Origin of the sequence: Gynuella sp., from assembly GCF_050297175.1 — a bacterium.
In the GTDB taxonomy this organism is placed as follows: Bacteria; Pseudomonadota; Gammaproteobacteria; order Pseudomonadales; family Natronospirillaceae; genus Gynuella.
Window position 1 is genome coordinate 22,106 of sequence record NZ_JBNKSF010000022.1, and the last position, 18,736, is coordinate 40,841.

The 18,736-nt window shown below is 49.3% G+C and carries 17 protein-coding genes and 1 riboswitch; of the genes, 8 read left to right on the top strand and 9 right to left on the bottom strand.

The window, feature by feature from the left end:
- Positions 1–10: 10 nt before the first annotated feature.
- Positions 11–1,096 (bottom strand): KamA family radical SAM protein, encoded by a 1,086-nt coding sequence (locus ACQY6I_RS08550; protein ID WP_428241058.1) that lies wholly within the window; start codon positions 1,094–1,096, stop codon positions 11–13.
- 948 nt (positions 1,097–2,044) lie between these two features.
- On the opposite strand from ACQY6I_RS08550, the gene lspA reads away from it, so the two are divergent.
- From lspA to ACQY6I_RS08575, 5 genes are all read left to right on the top strand, one after another.
- Positions 2,045–2,524: a signal peptidase II gene (gene lspA / locus ACQY6I_RS08555; RefSeq protein ID WP_428241059.1), complete on the top strand. Its 480-nt coding sequence runs from the start codon at positions 2,045–2,047 to the stop codon at positions 2,522–2,524.
- A 25-nt stretch (positions 2,525–2,549) separates the two neighbouring features.
- Positions 2,550–2,990, top strand: coding sequence for a GNAT family N-acetyltransferase (locus tag ACQY6I_RS08560; protein WP_428241060.1), 441 nt, complete (start codon positions 2,550–2,552; stop codon positions 2,988–2,990).
- Positions 2,991–3,143: 153 nt separating this feature from the next.
- Positions 3,144–5,342, top strand: a complete 2,199-nt coding sequence (locus tag ACQY6I_RS08565) for an FdhF/YdeP family oxidoreductase (RefSeq protein WP_428241061.1) — start codon at positions 3,144–3,146, stop codon at positions 5,340–5,342.
- A 10-nt stretch (positions 5,343–5,352) separates the two neighbouring features.
- Positions 5,353–5,817, top strand: a complete 465-nt coding sequence (locus ACQY6I_RS08570) for a GNAT family N-acetyltransferase (protein ID WP_428241062.1) — start codon at positions 5,353–5,355, stop codon at positions 5,815–5,817.
- Positions 5,818–5,863: 46 nt separating this feature from the next.
- Positions 5,864–6,071: riboswitch (yybP-ykoY riboswitch) on the top strand.
- A gap of 6 nt (positions 6,072–6,077) precedes the next feature.
- Positions 6,078–6,659 (top strand): TMEM165/GDT1 family protein, encoded by a 582-nt coding sequence (locus ACQY6I_RS08575; protein WP_428241063.1) that lies wholly within the window; start codon positions 6,078–6,080, stop codon positions 6,657–6,659.
- 36 nt (positions 6,660–6,695) lie between these two features.
- On the opposite strand, the gene ACQY6I_RS08580 is transcribed toward ACQY6I_RS08575, so the two are convergent.
- Entirely contained in the window at positions 6,696–7,598 is a 903-nt protein-coding gene (locus tag ACQY6I_RS08580) for a LysR family transcriptional regulator (protein WP_428241064.1), read from the bottom strand.
- Between the two features lie 110 nt (positions 7,599–7,708).
- On the opposite strand from ACQY6I_RS08580, the gene ACQY6I_RS08585 reads away from it, so the two are divergent.
- Both ACQY6I_RS08585 and ACQY6I_RS08590 read left to right on the top strand, forming a co-directional pair.
- Complete coding sequence (locus ACQY6I_RS08585) at positions 7,709–8,755, top strand: YeiH family protein (RefSeq protein WP_428241065.1); 1,047 nt, start codon at positions 7,709–7,711, stop codon at positions 8,753–8,755.
- A gap of 84 nt (positions 8,756–8,839) precedes the next feature.
- Entirely contained in the window at positions 8,840–9,427 is a 588-nt protein-coding gene (locus tag ACQY6I_RS08590; RefSeq protein ID WP_428241066.1) for a glutathione S-transferase N-terminal domain-containing protein, read from the top strand.
- A 136-nt stretch (positions 9,428–9,563) separates the two neighbouring features.
- Here the strand turns inward: ACQY6I_RS08590 and ACQY6I_RS08595 are convergent, their stop codons facing one another.
- Genes ACQY6I_RS08595 through ACQY6I_RS08620 form a run of 6 tightly spaced genes read right to left on the bottom strand, consistent with a single transcriptional unit; the run spans position 9,564 to position 16,700 of the window.
- On the bottom strand, positions 9,564–10,463 hold the full coding sequence (locus ACQY6I_RS08595; protein ID WP_428241067.1) for a pirin family protein: 900 nt from the start codon (positions 10,461–10,463) through the stop codon (positions 9,564–9,566).
- Positions 10,460–11,347 (bottom strand): symmetrical bis(5'-nucleosyl)-tetraphosphatase, encoded by an 888-nt coding sequence (locus tag ACQY6I_RS08600; protein WP_428241068.1) that lies wholly within the window; start codon positions 11,345–11,347, stop codon positions 10,460–10,462. Before ACQY6I_RS08600 ends, ACQY6I_RS08595 begins: the two co-directional genes overlap by 4 nt.
- On the bottom strand, positions 11,340–12,122 hold the full coding sequence (gene rsmA, locus ACQY6I_RS08605) for a 16S rRNA (adenine(1518)-N(6)/adenine(1519)-N(6))-dimethyltransferase RsmA (protein ID WP_428241069.1): 783 nt from the start codon (positions 12,120–12,122) through the stop codon (positions 11,340–11,342). Before rsmA ends, ACQY6I_RS08600 begins: the two co-directional genes overlap by 8 nt.
- Before the next feature lie 25 nt (positions 12,123–12,147).
- Positions 12,148–13,146, bottom strand: a complete 999-nt coding sequence (pdxA, locus tag ACQY6I_RS08610) for a 4-hydroxythreonine-4-phosphate dehydrogenase PdxA (RefSeq protein ID WP_428241070.1) — start codon at positions 13,144–13,146, stop codon at positions 12,148–12,150.
- Positions 13,143–14,369: a peptidylprolyl isomerase gene (locus ACQY6I_RS08615; protein ID WP_428241071.1), complete on the bottom strand. Its 1,227-nt coding sequence runs from the start codon at positions 14,367–14,369 to the stop codon at positions 13,143–13,145. Before ACQY6I_RS08615 ends, pdxA begins: the two co-directional genes overlap by 4 nt.
- A 15-nt stretch (positions 14,370–14,384) precedes the next feature.
- Positions 14,385–16,700 carry an LPS-assembly protein LptD gene (locus ACQY6I_RS08620; RefSeq protein WP_428241072.1) on the bottom strand — a complete coding sequence of 772 codons (2,316 nt, stop codon included), beginning with the start codon at positions 16,698–16,700 and terminating at the stop codon, positions 14,385–14,387.
- A 145-nt stretch (positions 16,701–16,845) separates the two neighbouring features.
- On the opposite strand from ACQY6I_RS08620, the gene djlA reads away from it, so the two are divergent.
- Complete coding sequence (djlA, locus tag ACQY6I_RS08625) at positions 16,846–17,649, top strand: co-chaperone DjlA (RefSeq protein WP_428241073.1); 804 nt, start codon at positions 16,846–16,848, stop codon at positions 17,647–17,649.
- Between the two features lie 161 nt (positions 17,650–17,810).
- Here djlA and ACQY6I_RS08630 read toward each other — a convergent pair whose 3' ends face one another.
- Positions 17,811–18,623, bottom strand: a complete 813-nt coding sequence (locus tag ACQY6I_RS08630; RefSeq protein ID WP_428241074.1) for a hypothetical protein — start codon at positions 18,621–18,623, stop codon at positions 17,811–17,813.
- Positions 18,624–18,736: the final 113 nt, after the last annotated feature.

Consider the following 18,736-nt stretch of genomic DNA (forward strand, 5'->3'; position numbering starts at 1 on the left):
GTAACTCCGTTTAGTAGCGGATGGGAGTATCGTTTCCATCCAGGTATCGGGAAACAATAAAGCCTTTTTCATCCTCATCATGTAATGCGGGTAGTACGCTCTTTCCTGAAAACGCTTTAAATCGTGAAGCCTTGTATGGAGAACGGGTACGGATAAACCGTTTTCCATCTATCATTTCATAATCTAATGTATGTCCAGGAGAAACCCGGTGTTTGCCGACCGGGGTGACATAGACATAAGGAACTGCATACGTACCGGAGAACTCCGTCAGTTGCGCCAGCAGGTCCAACCCTTTTTGCACAGAAGTGCGCATGTGATAGGTACCAATGACATCCATGCAGTGAAACAGGTAGTAAGGGGTCACACCGATTATCAACAGATGATCCAGCAGGTTTTTTAAATCTGTGACAGTATCATTAATACCTTTTAACAATACCATCTGTCCTCTAACGGATACTCCACGTTTGGTAAAGCGATGGATCGCTGCAATCACTTCTGGCTGTAATTCATCGATATGGTTGATGGATACGCCAACGGAGATATTTTTGGAGTTAAGGGGGTTTTGATAATCAACATGGTTATAGCTGGCAATCCGTTCGGCCAATTCTTCCGTGATACGCTCAGGCTGAAACAGAATATGACGGGTTCCAATGCGGATTTTGGTGATATGTGGAATAGCTGTCAGTTCTTCCAGCAGTTTAAATACCCGTTTGGGCTGTGCCATAGGATCTCCACCGGTAATCAGCGCTGTGTTGATACGTGGGTCACGGCGGATGTAGTCAATCGCCTGTTCCATATTCTCTTCACTCATTAATTTAGCGGTACCGGCTAAAGTTCTGGTTTTTTTGAAGCAGTACCGGCAATAAGAAGCACAACCGAAATAAGGTGTAAGCACTGCGCGATCTTCATAAATCCGTTCCAGGCCATATATGCCGGAATTGTCTTTACCCTCTTCAAATGGTTGAGGCCGGCCAAATTCCAGGGCTTCATAAAAACTGGGTTCGAACTGTTTGCGTATTGCCTCTGATTGAGTCATCAGATTCTTGATATATCGGGTTGTCGAATCTCGAAACTGCTCGTTTACCTCATTCAGCATGGTTGATTGCAAAGTTATGTCTTGCGTGACATGAGATAGGGGAGGTATTCAGTCATAGCGTTTTTCCTTTTCGCGAAATTCGGATTATTTTCTGTGTGGCTTTCGATACAAACTGGATGAGCACATAGATTGATCATTAGCGGTCGGGATGATCTGGGGTTGATACAGCGGTTTCAGAGCAGACCTTATTGACCATTTTGAATAGTAAATAAGGAGGATGGAATCTGTAAAAGCGACAAGTTTCAGCTTTGAACACGACATTTTAGTGAATGGCTCTTTTTTGCCCATTCAGAAAAATAATAGTCGCGCTGCTGATGATGGCCGTTGTTGGTGAAAATAGCGTGTATCTGTTTTGAATATGGCTGAATCATACAGTGTTCTTGCGTTGCTATTACCCGGCAATTAAACAGATCGTCCTGGTCCCTTTGATTGTCGCCCCGGGGGATCTGGCTGTGTTACGCGAAACTCTTTAATTTCCAGGGGCTCGCATTGGCGATGGCCAATGGTGTGGTCCGACACTTTGGTGCATCCCGGTATATCAGTCAGTACAAGACCAAAACCACAGAGGAAATATACTTAATGAAGCAGGGTGTACAGTATGAGTGCCGGATGTATTGGCCATAAGCTCGTATTTCCATTTTTCAGTATGGCTAAATACTGATAAATATACAGTTAAACAGCAGAGAGCATCGTCAGAAAGATATAGGAAGTCGCAGAAAATCCACCTAAAAGTTGCACTCTGGAACAGGATCGTTTCAGCCATTGCTTCGGGTTACCAGGGTGCCGGGGAGTTGGCAGGTTCCTGGACCATAGAGGACTTTAATTGTGCGACGTAAGCCCAATATCGGGCCCTTTTTTTGCTTTATCCTGAATAGTGTCTAGCGCCCGATTGGTTTACTATTGCGCCGCAGATTTTTTGATACCTGAAGATATAAGGACGGATGTTGGATGAAGCGGCACTTGGTGGCAATTGTGGTGATATTGGTAAGCCTGGTACTGGATCAGGTCAGTAAGTGGGCGGCGATGACCTGGATGAAAGGAGAGCCGGCACTTAGTTATCTGGGGGGAATATTCGTCATAAGATACGCTGAAAATCCGGGCGGTATGTTGAGCCTTGGGGCAAAGTTGCCTGATCACGCCCGTTTTTTGATTTTTACCGTATTGGTTAGCTTGATTTCTATCGCGATTCTCTATCATTTGTTTCGAAGCAGGATAGGTACCATGGAAAGAGTCGCCTGGGCACTTATTTTTAGCGGTGCAATCGGAAATTTGGTTGATCGTATCCGTTTTGAAGGTTATGTTGTTGACTTTCTGAATGTGGGTATTGGATCCTTGCGTACCGGTATTTTCAACGTGGCAGATATGGCCGTTATGCTGGGATTGTTGTTGTTTTTCATATCCACTCTTGGTACAAAACCTACACATTGAAATGCCTATGCACAGGACAGGATAGATGGATATACGCAGTCTTAAATTCAGTGAACTGAATGGAGTTTTGGAGCTGATTGACCAATATGATCGTCCTGTATCTCCCCGCCCTTCTTTTTTATTACAAACACAGATCTATGAGCAGATCAAAGCTAACGGCGGTGAGGTGATCGGCGCTGTCGAAAATGGAAAAGTAGTGGCCACATCCACAATTAATATATGTGCCAACTTAAGCTGGTCAGGGCGCCCGTTCGGAGTCATAGAGAATGTGATTGTCCATGCGGATTATCGCAGCCAGGGAATTGGGCGTCGGGTGCTTGAGCGGGCGGTCTTGATAGCCCGGCAGAAGAATTGCTACAAAGTTATGCTGATGAGTGGTTCATCCAAACCAGAAGTTAAGCGTTTTTATGAGCATGCCGGATTCAGTCAGGACAAGCTTGGCTATCAGATTCGCTTTGATGCCTGACCGATCCAGCCCTTTCTTATCACTCGTCAACTACGCTGCATCGTTCAAGTTGTAATAGTCTGTTTGGCCTGCCTGAATCTTTATCGATTGTAGACAGTGGAAATAAATTAAAAATGATAGTTTACTGGTCTTTTTCAGCCGGGAAACTTCGCCATGACAGAAAAACTGCATACTCCCAAGGTAAAGAAAATCGTCGGCGGGGGCCCTAAAAAAGTCCTCTATACGTTAATGACCGTCAATCGTATTGGTCTGAAGAATTCTGCCAAAGCTCTGAATAGTCATAATGTCTGTAAAGCCTGTGGTCTGGGTATGGGTGGGCAGCATGGTGGCATGACGAATGAGCTTGATGAGTTTCCATCTGTTTGCAATAAGAGTATCCAGGCTCAGTCCACCGATATCCAGCCGCCTATTCCAGTAGAAGTCTTCGCTCACCCCTTATCCGAATTTCAGAAACTCAGCCGTAATGAATTGGAACATCTTGGTCGGCTGGGCATGCCCGTCCATAAGGCTGCTGATAGCGACCGCTATGAGCCGATCGAATGGGAGGATGCCTTGCATCGGATTGCATCCCGGCTGAGTGTTACCAAACCCGAGCGCAGTTTTTTTTATTCTTCCGGACGTTCATCCAATGAGGCGGGTTTTGTTTTGCAGTTGCTTGCTCGCCTCTATGGTACCAATAACGTTAACAACTGTTCTTACTATTGCCATCAGGCCACGGGTGTTGGCTTGTATAACGCCTTGGGTGTCGGCACTGCGACTGTTGAGCTGGCGGATTTGAATGAATGTGATTTGCTGTTTCTGATCGGTGCCAACCCGGCATCCAACCATCCGAGACTAATGCATAAGCTGAAGGCCATACGTGACCGTGGCGGCAAAGTGGTGGTTATTAATCCGGCCAGAGAGTCCGGGCTGGTGAAGTTTGCAGTACCTAAAAGTGCTAAGTCCATGTTAACGGGTGGTACTGAAATCGCATCCGAGTATTTACAACCCAAGGTTGGCACAGATGCTTTATTGCTCATGGGGTTGGCTAAAGTGGTATTGCAGCGTCAGGCGATGGATCAGTCTTTTATTGATCAGCATACGGATGGTTATGACGCATTTGCAGAGCAACTGGATCAACTCGACTGGGATGATATCTGTTTCCGCACGGGTGTTACGCTTGCGGAAATCAAACGTGTTGGCGAGTTGTATTGTGAATCCAAAAACACGATTTTTGCCTGGGGTATGGGCGTTACTCATCATTTGAATGGTGTTGATAATGTGGAGACCATTGCCAATCTGGCATTGTGCCGGGGAATGGTCGGTAAGCCCGGTGCCGGGTTATTGCCATTACGAGGACACAGTAATGTGCAGGGGGTTGGTACGATAGGTGTCAAACCCGTCCTGCCGGAACAGGTATTCAGTGCTTTGCAGCAGGAGCTGGGGGTGTCATTACCGGCAGAACCCGGGCTTGATACGCTGGCCTGTCTGGAACGAGCCTATGAACAACAAATGGATTTTGCTCTGTTAATGGGCGGAAACCTGTTGGATGCGTCACCCAATACTGAATGGGCCAGACAGGCATTGGATCGCATCAGTCTGAAAGTATTTCTGACCACTACTCTGAACCGTGGTCACATCAGTGGTGTGGAAAACAGTGAAGTGATTGTGTTGCCGGTGACCGCCCGAGATGAGGAGTGGGAGCCCACCACACAGGAATCAATGTTCAATTTTGTCCGCCTCAGTGATGGTGGTATTCAGAGGCTGGAAAATGTTAGGCCGGAAAGTGTGATTCTGCTGGAAATTCTTAAGCGCAGCATCGAGTTGCCCGGTGTTAATCTGGAGCAGGTATCCAGTCATGCCGGTATACGGCAATTTATCGCTAAAGTGATTCCTGGCATGGATAAAATCCGCGATATTGCCGATTCCAAGCAGGAATTTCACATTCAAAAACGATTGCTGAAAACACCAGAGTTTGCCACTGCCAATGGTAAGGCCCGGTTTAATTGTGCAACACTGGAAGTGCCGGCTGAAGATGAGAATTATCCGTTCAGATTGATGAGCGTAAGAAGTGAAGGACAGTTCAATTCCATTATTTATGAGCAACAGGACAGTTATCGCGGTACCAAAGATCGTTGGTCCATACTGATGTCGCCTCAGGATATGTTTGAACAAGGGATTCAGCCAGAGCAACAGATCACCATCCGCTCGGCGTTTGGAGAAATGGCTGGCGTCAGGGTGATTCCCTACAATCTGGCCAGAGGTACAATCATGGCCTATTATCCTGAGGCCAATGTGCTTATTGGTACAGCTGTCGATCCACGCAGCAGAACACCGGCTTTCAAACATGTCGCGGTGGCGCTGCAGCCATGAGGAAAACGCGATGGATGAGATACTTCTCCGCCGGGCGGGCCTGGAGGATGCACCGGAAATCAGTGATTGCATCACTCAGGCTTATATTCCCTATGTTTCCAAAACAGGTTTGGCGCCGGCTCCTCTGCAGGATAACTGCAGTGAGCTGATCCGGCAGCATCTCGTGTATGTGCTGGCAGATGATGTTCGTATTGCCGGGGTACTGGTGTTGATGCAACAGGCGCATCGGTTGTTGCTTGAATGCATTGCTGTGCACCCTGAATATCAGGGCCGTGGCCTGGGGACTCGATTGTTTCAGCACGCAGAGTCGGAAGCTCAGCGGCTGGGAGTCAATGTCATTGTTCTACATACCAATGAGTTAATGACTGAAAGTATTCGTTTATATAAACGGTTGGGTTATCAGGAAGTGGAACGCCGGGTTGAAAATGGTTGCAGGCGGGTGTTTATGGAAAAACGCATTATGTTTTATGAATAACAAAGTCTGACATCCGGTTGCTTTTTCGCTTCAATTCAGTACCATGCGCGGCGTCATTGGGGAGTAGCCGCTCTTTTCCCAAAGAGGCTTGTGTCAACATAATTGATCCACAGATCATGGCATAAGCAGTCCTTCATACTGGTAGCAACCAACGGCTTGTTACCTGTCTGACGACCTGGCAAGACCTTTGACCACAACGCCTCCGAATGGCCGGGGATGCGTGGTGGTCATTCGTCTTTAAACCGGCCAGGATTGTTACCATGGAATCCTTCTTTATCTCGACAGGCGTTGTGGCTCTGGCTGAAATGGGCGATAAGACCCAGTTGCTGGCGTTGATTCTGGCCACTCGCTTTAAAAAGCCCATTCCCATTATTCTGGGCATTTTCCTTGCCACTATCCTCAACCATGGTGTTGCCGGGGTTGTTGGTGGTTGGTTGGCCTCGGCGGCAGGCCCTGAGACTCTGCGCTGGATCTTGGGCATTTCTTTCCTGGCCATGGCGATATGGGTCATGATTCCCGATAAAATGGATGATGATGAGGGATTGTCGGCAACCAAGTATGGCAGTGTGCTGATGGCCACGCTGATTGCTTTTTTTCTGGCAGAAATGGGTGATAAAACCCAGATTGCCACCGTTGCCCTGGCTGCTCATTACAGTTCTGTCGTCTGGGTCGTGGTGGGTACTACCTTAGGCATGATGTTGGCCAATGTTCCGGTGGTGTTTATCGGCAATAAACTGGCTGACAAGATTCCGATGAAAATCGTACATGGGGTTGTTGCTGCTTTGTTTGTGATACTGGCGATATCAACATTGCTGGGTATCGGAGCCGGGTTTGGTATCTAGCAGAAGAGCGACGCAATTTTAATTGCAGGCAGAGAATTAACCGCCTGCCAGTATCTTGTACAAAGCGTTGACCAATGGCGATACCGGGCGTTCTTCCAGCTGTAACAGAAACAGTGGCCGGAATAGTGGGGTGTCCCAGACATCCTGCCAAACGGCTATTTTCCGTAGCTCCACTAGCTCCTGAATCACACTGGTTGGTAAAATGGAAACTCCCAGACCCTCCGCGACGCAACGGGCAATGCCTTCGTTACTACCGATTTCAAGGTAGTTGACGGTGGCAAGCCCGTGATTTTGTAAAACCTGTTGAATCACATCCCGAGTGCCTGAACCTGGTTCTCGTACCAGCCAGGTTTTTTCCTGCAGAGTATTTGGTCCGCCTTGTTTCAATGCTTGTTCCCAGGCGACCGGCATAACCAGCTGTAGAGGCTCATCCTGCCAGTGCCTGGATTTGATACCCCGTTCGTTGACCTGGCCTTCCACCAGCGCCACATCCACCCGGCATTCCAGCAAAGCCTGGGCAACCGTCTGAGTATTTCCACTGAACACCCTGACATCAATATCCGGATGCTGTTGCAGCAGTACGGCAATGACTGCCGGCAGCCAATAACTGGCAACCGTTGTACTGGCGCCAATGGTCAATTGGCCTCGCTGCTGACCGATTCGAGCCTGAATATCTTCTATGGCAACACGTTCAAGGGCGAAGATCCCGCGAGCATGTTCAAACAGTGCCTGACCGCTGTCGGTTAATTGAATTCTACGTGGGCCTTTGGCGGCATCTGAACGTCGTTCCAACAGAGCAAGATCAAGCTGATTTTCCAGCTCTCTGACACCTTTTGAAACAGCCGGTTGGCTGATTGCCAGTTTTTCCGCAGCGTGCGAAAAACTGCCATGCTCGACGACTGCGTGAAAGATCCGCAACAAGTGAAGGTTTAGTCGCATAACTTTAAATTATATTTCAATAATAATTATGTATTTGCTTCATATATCCTCTACTTATAACTTATTGGATTAAATATATTCCAATTAACAATAAGTCTTGAGGTTATGTCATGAGCAATCGTTTTAGTCACTCTCTATGGCTAATGTTTCAAAAGCCTCGGTATCCGCAGTTACCTGGAGTGGTTCTGGTGACTATTCTGGCGGTGATATGTCTCACTGTATCTGCACAACCATGGTTTCGGCAATATGGTATTTCGGCATTGAGCCTGGGAATACTGGTCGGCCTGATACTCGGCAATACCTGGTATCCCCGTTTTGCCGGACAACTGGACAGCGGAACTGATGTTGCCAAGGGATCAATCCTGCGAGTGGCCATAATACTGTATGGCCTGAAAATCAGTTTTCAGCAAATTGCCGAAGTGGGGTTCGATGGCGTGTTAACGGCTCTGCTGATGATGCTGACAACGTTTTCTTTGACTCTGTTTCTGGGAGTTCGGATATTCAAGCTGGACCGCCAAACCGCTATCCTGATTGGTGCCGGCAGTTCCATATGTGGCGCAGCAGCGGTATTGGCCACAGAATCGGTGATCCGGGCCAAGTCGAACCAGGCATCTGTGGCAGTTGCAACCGTTGTGATTTTCGGTACCTTGGCGATGTTCGTCTATCCGATGATTTATACCCGGCTGGGGCTGGCTCCCTGGCAGTTTGGTATCTATGTTGGATCCACCATACACGAAGTGGCGCAGGTGCTGGTGGTAGGTAACAGTGCAGGGGAGCTGGCTGCGGCAAGTGCCATCATCGAAAAAATGAGCAGAGTGATGATGCTGGCGCCGTTTCTGTTGATTCTCTCCATGCATCAGTCACGTCAAAGCCACCAGGACCATCCGGGCCGTATTACCATCCCATGGTTTGCCATATTGTTTGTGGCGGTCAGTGGTATTCATTCGTTGATCAGCTTGCCAATATGGCTGAACCGGTTCTTACTTGGTCTGGATAATCTCCTTCTGACTATGGCCATGATTGGCCTGGGTCTCAAAACACATTTACGGGCGGTGCGCGAGGCTGGTTTGAAACCCATACTGTTGGCCGGATGCGCGTTTGGTTTTTTGATGGTGGGAGGTTATGTCCTGAACTTTGTGTTGTTGCCCGGTCATTGAAGTCCTGTTTAAGCAAAGTAATCACGACCAGCGACTTCACTGATGGCCGTTCATTCATATGAATATGTATTTGGAGAGTAAGTTATGAAACTGATCGTCGGTAGCCAATCAACCTGGTCTATGCGGGCATGGATGTGTACACGTTTGGCAGGTGTCGAATGTGAGGTTATCTCAATGGCATTGAGCGGCGATGGGTATCGCGAGCAATTGGCTCGTTATTCACCATCGGTATTAGTGCCGGTATTGGTGGATGGTGATCTGGTGATCCACGATTCTCTGGCGATTGCCGAGTATTTAAATGAGTGCAGTGATGGTCGTTTGTTACCGGTTGACTCAGCAGCAAGAGCTGTGGCGCGAAGTCTGCTGGCTGAACTGCATTCGGGGTTCTCCCAATTACGCAGCAGTTGTCCTTTTACACTGGAAACGGCTGAACCGGTGGCTATAAACAGCGCGATTCAGGCAGAACTGACGCGGGTGACGCAGATCTTTTCCCAGGCAACAGGCGGGTTTATGTTTGATGCGCCAGGAGCGGTCGATGCGTTTTATGCGGTGTTGGCATCCAGACTGAGTATCTATGGGATGTCCCTGGAAGGTCGGGCTGGAGAATATCAGCGTGCACTGACAAACTGGCCTTTGTTCAAATCGGCATGGCAGCAGGTCCAACAATGGTAAGTCGTTGGCGAATGTCATCGATGATGGATCTATTTAATGTGTCTTTTGGTTTTGGATAACGGATACCGAAAAAACAGACTGTCATGGATATGGCCATGACAGTTTTAGGATGAGGGTTTATGAAGCACAGCTAGATTTACGTGCCACCATTCTGGTCTTTCCAGGGTGGCAGTGGCGCCGCCAATCGATCACCGTCATAACCGGTAACCGTGCCGAAATCTTCAGCAGCATTCCAGCGCCTGACATAGTCGTGGAGTTCCTGTTTATTGCGACCAAGGAAGTTCCACCAGATCAGTACATCCTCATTAAAAGGTTCGCCACCGATCAGCAACAGTCGGCATGGGCCGTGGCAGGTCATGGTGAGGGATTCTGTGGCTGTGGCCAGATAAAGCAGTTCTGATGAATCCAGTTCACGACCATCACAGCTGACGACGCCATCCAGCACCAGCAGACCGTGTTCAAATGAACGTTGCAAAGGAAGAGTCAGAGGGCCGGCGTCTGCGCAAACGATTTCTGCCGCCATTAATGGTGAGTACACTTTGATCGGCGCTTCCAGTGCGAAGGCTGAACCGGCGATGACGGTTATCTGTGCCGGGCCCAGGTGGGTTACGGGCGGTTCGGCACAATGCTCGAAGGCCGGCTCAATGAAACGTTGTTCATCGGGCAGGGCAATCCACAGTTGTGTTGCATGGATACAGCGGGAGCGCGACTGAGGAGATTCTTCGCTATGACTAATGCCTTTACCGGCTGTCATCAAATTGACTTGTCCCGGACGTATCGTCTGTACCGTATCAAGTGAATCACGATGCAACAATTCCCCTTCGATCATCCAGGTAAAGGTTTGCAGTCCGGTGTGTGGATGCGGTCCTATCTGAACGCCCTTACCAGCACTGATGTCGGCCGGACCAATATGGTCGAGAAACACCCAGGCACCAATCATGCGGCGCTCACGGGTTGGTATAAACCGCTGCACCGGTAGTCCGGCGCTCAGCTCAGCAGTGCGTCCGCTGATTCTTTGATGCCGGGAGTCGCTCATAACGTTGGCCCTAATGCTGCCTCCTCCTGCGAGGGTGGACTTGCCAGGCGAATATTACGACTACTGATGACACCGTTGGGATCGATTTGCAGCAACTCCTGCTGTTGCAGGTTTACCATGCTCATGGTTCCCCCCCAGACATAACCGGTATCCAGTCCCAGCACATCTTTGTCAGTAAACAATCCATTCAGTGCCGCCCAGTGACCGAAAATCAGCCGGATTGAACGTTTTTTGCGGGCCGGGTATTTAAACCAGGGTTTCATGCCTTTGGGGGGGTGGTCTGGGCCTTCTTTGTGTTCCAGGTCCAGCCGCCCCTTGTCATCGGTAAAGCGCATGCGGGTCAGGTAGTTGGTAATAACCCGCCAGCGGCTGGTGCCTTCCAGGCTGTCTTTCCAGACATCCGGAGTATTGCCGTACATATTGGCCAGAAACATTCTGAGCAGACGTTCAGTACGTAATACTTCTGATACTTCTTCTGCCAGTTCCCGGGCTTTACGAGTACGCCAGATTGAGGGAATACCGGCATGGGTCATGGCGTAGCCCAGAGTTTTATCGTGATGCATCATCGGCTGGTTACGGACGAAATCGATCAGGCCTTTGGCCTCCGGGCTTTGTGTGACCTGAACCAGGGTGTCTTTGGCACCAGGTTTTTTATAGCCGTAATAAACCGCCAGCATGTGCAGATCATGGTTGCCTAACACAATGCGGCAGCAGTCATCGATTTGCCTGAGATATTGAATCACACCTATGGAGTCGGGGCCGCGGTTAACCAGATCACCAGCGACCCAAAGATTATCCCGGGCAGGATTGAATTGAACTTCTGCCAGTAATCTGAGTACTGGCTCCAGGCAACCCTGGATATCTCCAATGGCATAATCAGTCATGAGGCGTCAGTTGATTGGCAAGATTAACAAAATCGGCAACAGACAGCTTTTCCGGACGAAGACCGGGATCGATGCCGGCATCTTCAATCTGTTGCTGGGTCATCAGTTGTTTGAGGTTATTGCGTAGCGTTTTGCGTCGTTGTGAAAACGATGTTCTGACCATCGTTTCGAGTGCTTCAAGGCTACGGGCCGTTAGTTCGTGTTTTGGACGTGGAGCCAGTCGGATAATCGCGGAGTCCACCTTAGGTGCCGGGTTGAACGCACCTGGTTTCACGGTAAACAAATACTCCGTCTGACAAAAATACTGCATCATCACACTCAGGCGACCATAGTCAGAACCGCCGGGGCTGGCACAGATACGTTCAACCACTTCTTTTTGCAGCATGAAGTGCATGTCGGTGATGTGATCGGTAAAGCGCAGCAGATGGAACAGCAACGGCGTGGAAATATTGTACGGCAGGTTGCCCACCACCCGCAGCGGTTCTCCGGGGTGAAGGGTGGCGAAATCAAACTTGAGGGCATCGGCTTCATGAATAGTCAGCGCTGCTGCCGAGAAAAATTTTACCTGTAGTATCGGAATCAGGTCCCGGTCCAGTTCGATAACATCTAACTGGCCATCGGTTCCGGCCAGCAGTTGTTCGGTCAGGGCACCCTGTCCCGGACCTATTTCCACCAGATGCTGGTCGGGTTTGGGACGGATGGCACTGACGATCCGGTCAATGACTTGTTGATCGTGCAGGAAATTTTGGCCAAATCGTTTTCTAGCTTTATGCATGTGTCTGTTAATGATCCCGTGAGCGTCAGTTCGCGTGTCTGGCCCGATTAGCGGCCATTTTTTCTGCGTAATGAATGGCCACCAGCAGTGAGCCGTTATTGGCATGCCCGGTACCGGCCAGATCCAGGGCCGTACCATGATCTACTGAAGTGCGGATGATCGGCAGTCCCAGAGTAATATTCAAGGCCCGACCAAAACCAGAGTGTTTGAGTACCGGCAGTCCCTGGTCATGATACATCGCCAATGTGGCATCGGCCTGATCAAGCCAGTGTCTGGCATACATGGTGTCGGCTGGCAGGGGGCCGGTGACCGGAAAGCCGAGTTCACGCCATTGCTGGATCACCGGGGCAATGATCTCATCGTCTTCGCTACCAAGATGACCGCTTTCGCCGGCATGAGGATTGAGCCCGGCTACCAGCAGGCGCGGTTTTTCCAGTCCGAAATCGGTCTGCAGGCTGTGCATGAGTACATTCATGACTTCCTCCAGCAGTTCCGGCGTAATGGCATCGGCCACCTTGCGCAGCGGGATATGGGTGGTGGCAAGCGCGACCTTAAGTTCCTCTGTTGCCAGCATCATAACCACCCGATCGGTGTGGCAGCGCTGCTGAAAATATTCGGTATGGCCGGTAAATGGAATACCGGCATCATTGATAACCGCTTTATTGACCGGACCAGTCGTGACGGCGTCAGCCTGATTGTTCAGGCAGGCATCAATGGCAGTATCCAGAGTTTTCAGAATGTACCGGGCATTCTGTGGATTCAACTTTCCGGGTTCACAGTTGGCACCGCAGCTGACTGGCAGGACTTTCAGAGTCCCTGGCTGGTGTGGTTGTGGTGTATCGTTCAAATCAACCACTTGCAGTTGAACGGTGTCCAGTCCCAGTAGCAGGGCCCGTAACTTCAGCATCTCCGGGTCTGCCACCAGAATGATTTCACTGTCGAAATGGTGTTGGGCCAGCGACAGGCATAGGTCAGGGCCAATGCCTGCCGGTTCGCCCGGCGTTACCAGGATGCGTTTGGTCATATGCGTTTCTCTATGAATGCGCTGCTGCGGGTTTCTGCAATCCAGCGTTGTAGTTCTTCTTCGTACTTGGCGTTAAAGATGGCCTTGGAAGCATTATTTCGCAACTCTTGATCACTCACATCCTGAGTCCGTCGGTCCACTACTTCCAGGATGTGGTAGCCATAATCAGTTTTGATGACATTGCTGAGTTGCCCGATTTTCAGCTGTTTAACTGTATCAGCGAATTCTGGTTGAAACACCTGTGGCTCAGTCCAGCCCAGCTTTCCGCCCAGTTCCTTACTGTAAAGATCTTCAGAGTATTGTGATGCCAGTTTAGCGAATGACTCGCCATTCAGAATACGCTGTCTCAGATTTTTTAGCAGGGTCACAGCCTGATCATCTGTCAGCACCAGATTCGGTTTAATCAGAATATGACGAACTAATACCTGTTCAACCTTGTGGGTGTTGGTAACGCGCTGGTCAGCCACTTGGACCAGGTTGTAACGATTGTTGGCTTCAATGGGGGGCAGAATAAACCCGTTGGCCTTGTTTCCAAGGTCACGGTTTTGAAACAGGCTGGGGATTTTATCCAGGGCGCGGAATCCAAGGTCTTTGCTGCCGTCAAAATCTGTCAGGGGTTTACCAGCCTCTACCTGCTGGTAAATTTGTTGGGCCTGATCGGCGTCGTCAGTACTGAGATAGATCAGTTTTATTTCTTTACCCTGTGCTTCACGACCGGCTTCGGTATTCAGATAAGAGTCGATTTCCTGTTGGTTGACCTTGATTGCTGAATGAAGCTGACGTTGCTGCAGCTGACTGATTTTTATCTGTCGCTCAATCTGCTCACGGATAAACTGATACTGCCTCGGATACTGCTGTTCGAAGTCCTCTGGGTCGATTTTGTTGCCTTGGGCAAATCTGTTGAAAGCCTGGTTGATGGCATCATCAGAGATATATATCCCGCGTTTGTCGGCCATCTGCAGCTGCACTTCTTCAGTGATCATGACATCCAGAATCTGATTTTTCAGTTCTTTGTCGCTGGGCAGAAGGTTGGGATTCGAGGAATAGCGCATTTTGATGTCTTCAACCCGTTTATCCAGTTCTGACACCAGAATGACGTTGTCATTGACGACAGCGGCGATTTCATCAACCAGCTTCAGGGCAGCCAGACTGCTGGTGGAGACCAGGCTGCTGATGAATACGAGAACAATGGTTAAAAAACGAGAGACATTAGGCATTGGCATGAATGATTCCAAATATTATTCGTAGATCCTACCGGTATAACCGGTCACTTTTGAACGTAACAGACTGTCGATGTTGTTGCCATAGCCGCCCAGGCCTTTGAGTTCAAACTCAACCAGGAACGAACTGCTGACATTGCCTTCCCAGGCGAATTTGTTCAGTACTCTGATATTCCAGCAACAGCTGTCGTATTCAATACCGACCACAGATTCATCGAGTCCTTCGGCATAAAAATCATAATTCAGTGCACTGGTAATCCCCCAGCGCTGGGCAAACGGCATAATAAAGGAAAAATGGGCGATTTCTTCATTTTCTTCATCGGTCTCATTGTAGCCGTTATAGTAGTCGACGTTGATCAGTGCTGCGCTGTCGGTCCGGTAACGTAAATGCCAGGCTTCCCAGGCACGGGTGTTTCTGTCCCAGTCCCAGACCTGTTCGGTGGCAAAATGCCAGGACGGTGAAATCTGCCAGTTGGCACCGAAATACATCTGGCTGAGTTTCTGATCCTTATTGTTACTATCCGCTTCTTCCTGCAGCTTTTCCGGTTTCAGATAGAACAGCTGATCCAGACTGAGGCTGACCCATTCCTGATTGTCCTGCTGTAAAAAACGGGTTTTGGCGCCCAGGGTCAGACGGTTCATGTCACCAATGCGGTCTGATCCGGAAAAACGGCGGTTGCTGTACAAGCGGGATTGGGTGAAATCGATGGTTTCGCTGTCAAACAGAGGAGCATCATATTGACTGATATATGGGGTATAGACGTAGTAGGCACGTGGTTCCAGGGTCTGCCGTTCAGCAAACTTAAGATTGATCGGGCGGCTGAATTTCAGGCCGCTGTCGACCACCAGTTGTGGAACGGTATTGGAAACCGTCTTATCCCAGGCTGAACCGGTTTGCTCCAGTTGGTAGCTGGCGTGATAAACATTCACCTCCGGTTTGAAAAAACCGTAACTGCTTTCCAGTGGATATTTAAAATTCAACTGGCTGTTGAACCGGTAGCCTTCGACCGGAATACCACTGTCGAGACCGACGCTGTCTATTTCTGTGTCGGTTAGATTACGGCTGAAACGGTTAATGGCAAAGCCACTGCCGAAACCAAAATGATTAGCCCCGCCGCCCCAGGCGTTTCGGGTGCTGATGCCTGGTTGAATTGCATAGGGGTAATCCTTTAGCGCCAGATTGTCATTGACGATTGACCAGTGTTGTACTTTGAAAGTCGTGTCCCAGCCAGACAGGTCAGTGGTCAGTCTGGCAGACTGATCGACATAATCAACTTTGTCAGAGCCGTTTTCAAAATCAATCCGGAAATCTGCATCGCTCATATCCTGATAGTGCAAATACAACCTGGTTTTATCACCCAGCTTGGTGGTGTTGTTCCAGTTGTAGGTCCAGCGGTCATCTTTGCTGCCATTTGCAAACCAGGTGCCGGTAAATATGCCTTCATTATTCCGCCCAAGATAGCGGAACTCATCCGACCAGCCCCAACCATATTTAGCCAGATAACGACTGGTGATGGTGGTATCGTAGTTCGGAGCAAGGTTGATATATAGTGGTATCGCCAGCTCCGACAGGCTGAAATCCGACCAGCTGAATTCCAGTGTCGGGGATAACAATCCGGTCAGGCGGCGGTCATCAATCGGAAAACGAAAATAGGGTGTGTAGAACACCGGTACGTTGCGGATTTTCAGGACGGCGTTCTGGGTGGTGGCAATGCCAGTGGCGCGATTCACAGTCAGCTTGCCGGCGGCCACTTTCCAAGTGGGTTTTTCCGGGGCGCAACGCGTCAGAGTGGCATGTCGCAGATAAATGACATCATCGCCGTCTTTATAAAGCGTTCTGGCTGTGCCATGGTAACCGGTGTTGTGCAGCACAAAACGAACATTATCAATGGTGATTTCCGATTGACCAAAATCCGCCTGGGCATTCGATCCGATGATCAGCAGGTTTTCGGCCCGGAAAGTGGATTGACCGTTAACGTTACCGAGTCCGGTCAGCGGATTGTAGGCGGCTTCCCCGGCAAACAGGCGCAATGAATTCTGGCGTACCTCAACATCGCCGGATGCCGTATACCCTGCCTGGGGAGAGTAATTCAGTTGTTGCGCCCGGATGACCACTGGTTGATGCTGATAGCCGATACTAAGATCCACCTGATCATCGAAGCGGCTGGGATCTACGAAGGCACCGCTGCAATAGGGTGCGGTTTTGCTTTGAATATCTTTGGGCAGCGAGTCGTATTCCATCCAGTCAATTTCGTGATAATCCTCTGTAATGCCAAACGATGAGATCGTGGCGAGAGCAATTGCTGACTGAATGAATGAGAATTTCCTTCGCAAACCACGTACACCCGGTTATCAAAAAACACAAAGCGTGGGATGATACTGAATTAACAGCGAGGGAGGTAGCATAGGCTTCTCAGCTTGCGCTAAAGTTTACTTTCGGAGCTATCAAAATCCTCAATTCTGATGATTGGAGTTAATCTTGCGTTGGACAGGAAAAGTACTCGGTGCGGGTATTGGTTTTTTATTTGGTAAATGGGCCGGTCTGGCGCTGGGGTTGTTTCTGGGCAATCTGTTCGATCGTTCCCTGGACCGAATGCAAAGCAAAGGCCCCCAGGTGCAGGGCAAAGCCATGCAGAACACCTTTTCAAAGGTGACTTTCTGGGTTATGGGTAAATTGTGCCGAGCAGATGGCACAGTCTCTGAGCAGCAGATCAACCAGGCGCGCAGCATTATGGAACGATTGCGGCTCACCGAGGATCAGCGACTGGAAGCGATGAGATTGTTCAATGAAGGCAAACAGTCTGATTTTGACATCGTGCCACCGCTGACAGAATTGAAGCAGGTGATTGGCCGACGTATCACGCTGGCGCAGTTTTTTCTGGAGCTGCAGTTGCAGACCGCTTATGCCGACGGTCAGTTAGGGCCCGGTGAGCGCCAGGTATTACAGACCATCTGTCGGATACTGGGTATCAACAAAATACAATTCGAGTTTATTCGCCAGCGAACAGTTTCCCAGCAGAACTTCTCCAATTACCAACGGCATAGCCGGCAAAAGTCCAGTGCCGATCAACTGGCTGATGCCTACGGTGTATTAGGTGTAAATGCTGACATCAATGACATAGAGCTGAAGAAAGCTTATCGCAAGCTTATGAGCCAGCATCATCCGGATAAAATGGCGGTCAATGGTCTGCCAGCGGAAATGCAGGATATCGCCAAATCCAGAACACAGGAAATCCAACAGGCCTATGACCTGATCAAAAAGAACCGGCGTCAAGGTAATTGAGTCGTTGGCAAGGAAATATCGGGATAGGAAGGCGCGACTGAGTCGCTGATCAGAAAGGGCTGACTGTGATCGTCAGTGGTCAAATCAAAACAGTCGCAAACAGGAAGTTCTTTTCAGAAAACCGGAGGCATGGATTGGATCAGCCTCCGCAACGGATATGGTTACTGATTGACAGTACTGGAAACAAGGGTGTTGTTGGTTCCGTGATAGTTGGCTGTCATGGTGTTGCAGCCAGGATCGGTGAACTGAACATCTAATGTGCCCCAACCATTGGTATCCTGAGTATTCAGGCTTCCACTGCTGAAACCTCCCCCATTACACAACGTCGGCGACGTATTAGTATTCAAAAGGATGAAGCCATATGGCTCAGCGTACACAGTAGCGCTTGCGTCCCACTGATTGTTTTGGGCGTCAACCGTTTGGCGGAAGGTGTGTTCCAGACGGAAATGTTTGCCGTTTTTTGAAAAATCAACGTAGTTGGCAGAACCATCACTGCAGAGATAGTTGTCGTCATATTTATCCGCTTCGTCTGCCTGACAGATATAGACGCTCTGAACCTGATACTTTTCGTTATTCCAGCTGATGACCATGTTGTCTGAATATTCGGTCTCTTTGCCGACATCTGAGTTGTAGACATATTGACCATTGAGAATACGTGAGTCGTAACTGCAGTTGTTAAAGCTAACAGAGATGGATTTGGCCGTTTCTTTCAAGGTTGCTTTGCCATTCTGCTGACAATCTTCAGCAATGCTGTATATATCGTCAAAAAGGTCACCGATAACAATGGCGTACTCAATGCCATAACGTGCTGCAGCGGCCAATTCCTGGTAGTTCTCTGATGTGACAGTGGCCTGGGTTTTTAGGCCTTTATAAAGGTCGTCCGGGGGTGAGGTCGAAGAGTCTTTGGAGTCGGAAGAATTACAGCTGCTGAGAACGACTAACAAGACGGAGGGTACTAAAATGCCTGTACGCATGCGCTATTTCCTTAAATGCTGGTTGAGACAATTTTCCAGACCGCGATTTAGCCATAATCCAAATAAAATAACCATTCGAAAATGATACTGGGGCGGTATAATTCCGCCCTCAG

Coding starts and splice junctions, on each gene's coding strand:
- ACQY6I_RS08560 (WP_428241060.1), top strand. CDS start 2,550: ATGGATATACGCAGTCTTAAATTCAGTGAACTGAATGGAGTTTTGGAG.
- pdxA (WP_428241070.1), bottom strand. CDS start 13,146: ATGACCAAACGCATCCTGGTAACGCCGGGCGAACCGGCAGGCATTGGC.
- ACQY6I_RS08580 (WP_428241064.1), bottom strand. CDS start 7,598: ATGCGACTAAACCTTCACTTGTTGCGGATCTTTCACGCAGTCGTCGAG.
- ACQY6I_RS08630 (WP_428241074.1), bottom strand. CDS start 18,623: ATGCGTACAGGCATTTTAGTACCCTCCGTCTTGTTAGTCGTTCTCAGC.
- ACQY6I_RS08570 (WP_428241062.1), top strand. CDS start 5,353: ATGGATGAGATACTTCTCCGCCGGGCGGGCCTGGAGGATGCACCGGAA.
- rsmA (WP_428241069.1), bottom strand. CDS start 12,122: ATGCATAAAGCTAGAAAACGATTTGGCCAAAATTTCCTGCACGATCAA.
- lspA (WP_428241059.1), top strand. CDS start 2,045: ATGAAGCGGCACTTGGTGGCAATTGTGGTGATATTGGTAAGCCTGGTA.
- ACQY6I_RS08575 (WP_428241063.1), top strand. CDS start 6,078: ATGGAATCCTTCTTTATCTCGACAGGCGTTGTGGCTCTGGCTGAAATG.
- ACQY6I_RS08615 (WP_428241071.1), bottom strand. CDS start 14,369: ATGCCAATGCCTAATGTCTCTCGTTTTTTAACCATTGTTCTCGTATTC.
- ACQY6I_RS08600 (WP_428241068.1), bottom strand. CDS start 11,347: ATGACTGATTATGCCATTGGAGATATCCAGGGTTGCCTGGAGCCAGTA.
- ACQY6I_RS08585 (WP_428241065.1), top strand. CDS start 7,709: ATGAGCAATCGTTTTAGTCACTCTCTATGGCTAATGTTTCAAAAGCCT.
- ACQY6I_RS08550 (WP_428241058.1), bottom strand. CDS start 1,096: ATGCTGAATGAGGTAAACGAGCAGTTTCGAGATTCGACAACCCGATAT.
- ACQY6I_RS08590 (WP_428241066.1), top strand. CDS start 8,840: ATGAAACTGATCGTCGGTAGCCAATCAACCTGGTCTATGCGGGCATGG.
- ACQY6I_RS08565 (WP_428241061.1), top strand. CDS start 3,144: ATGACAGAAAAACTGCATACTCCCAAGGTAAAGAAAATCGTCGGCGGG.
- ACQY6I_RS08595 (WP_428241067.1), bottom strand. CDS start 10,463: ATGAGCGACTCCCGGCATCAAAGAATCAGCGGACGCACTGCTGAGCTG.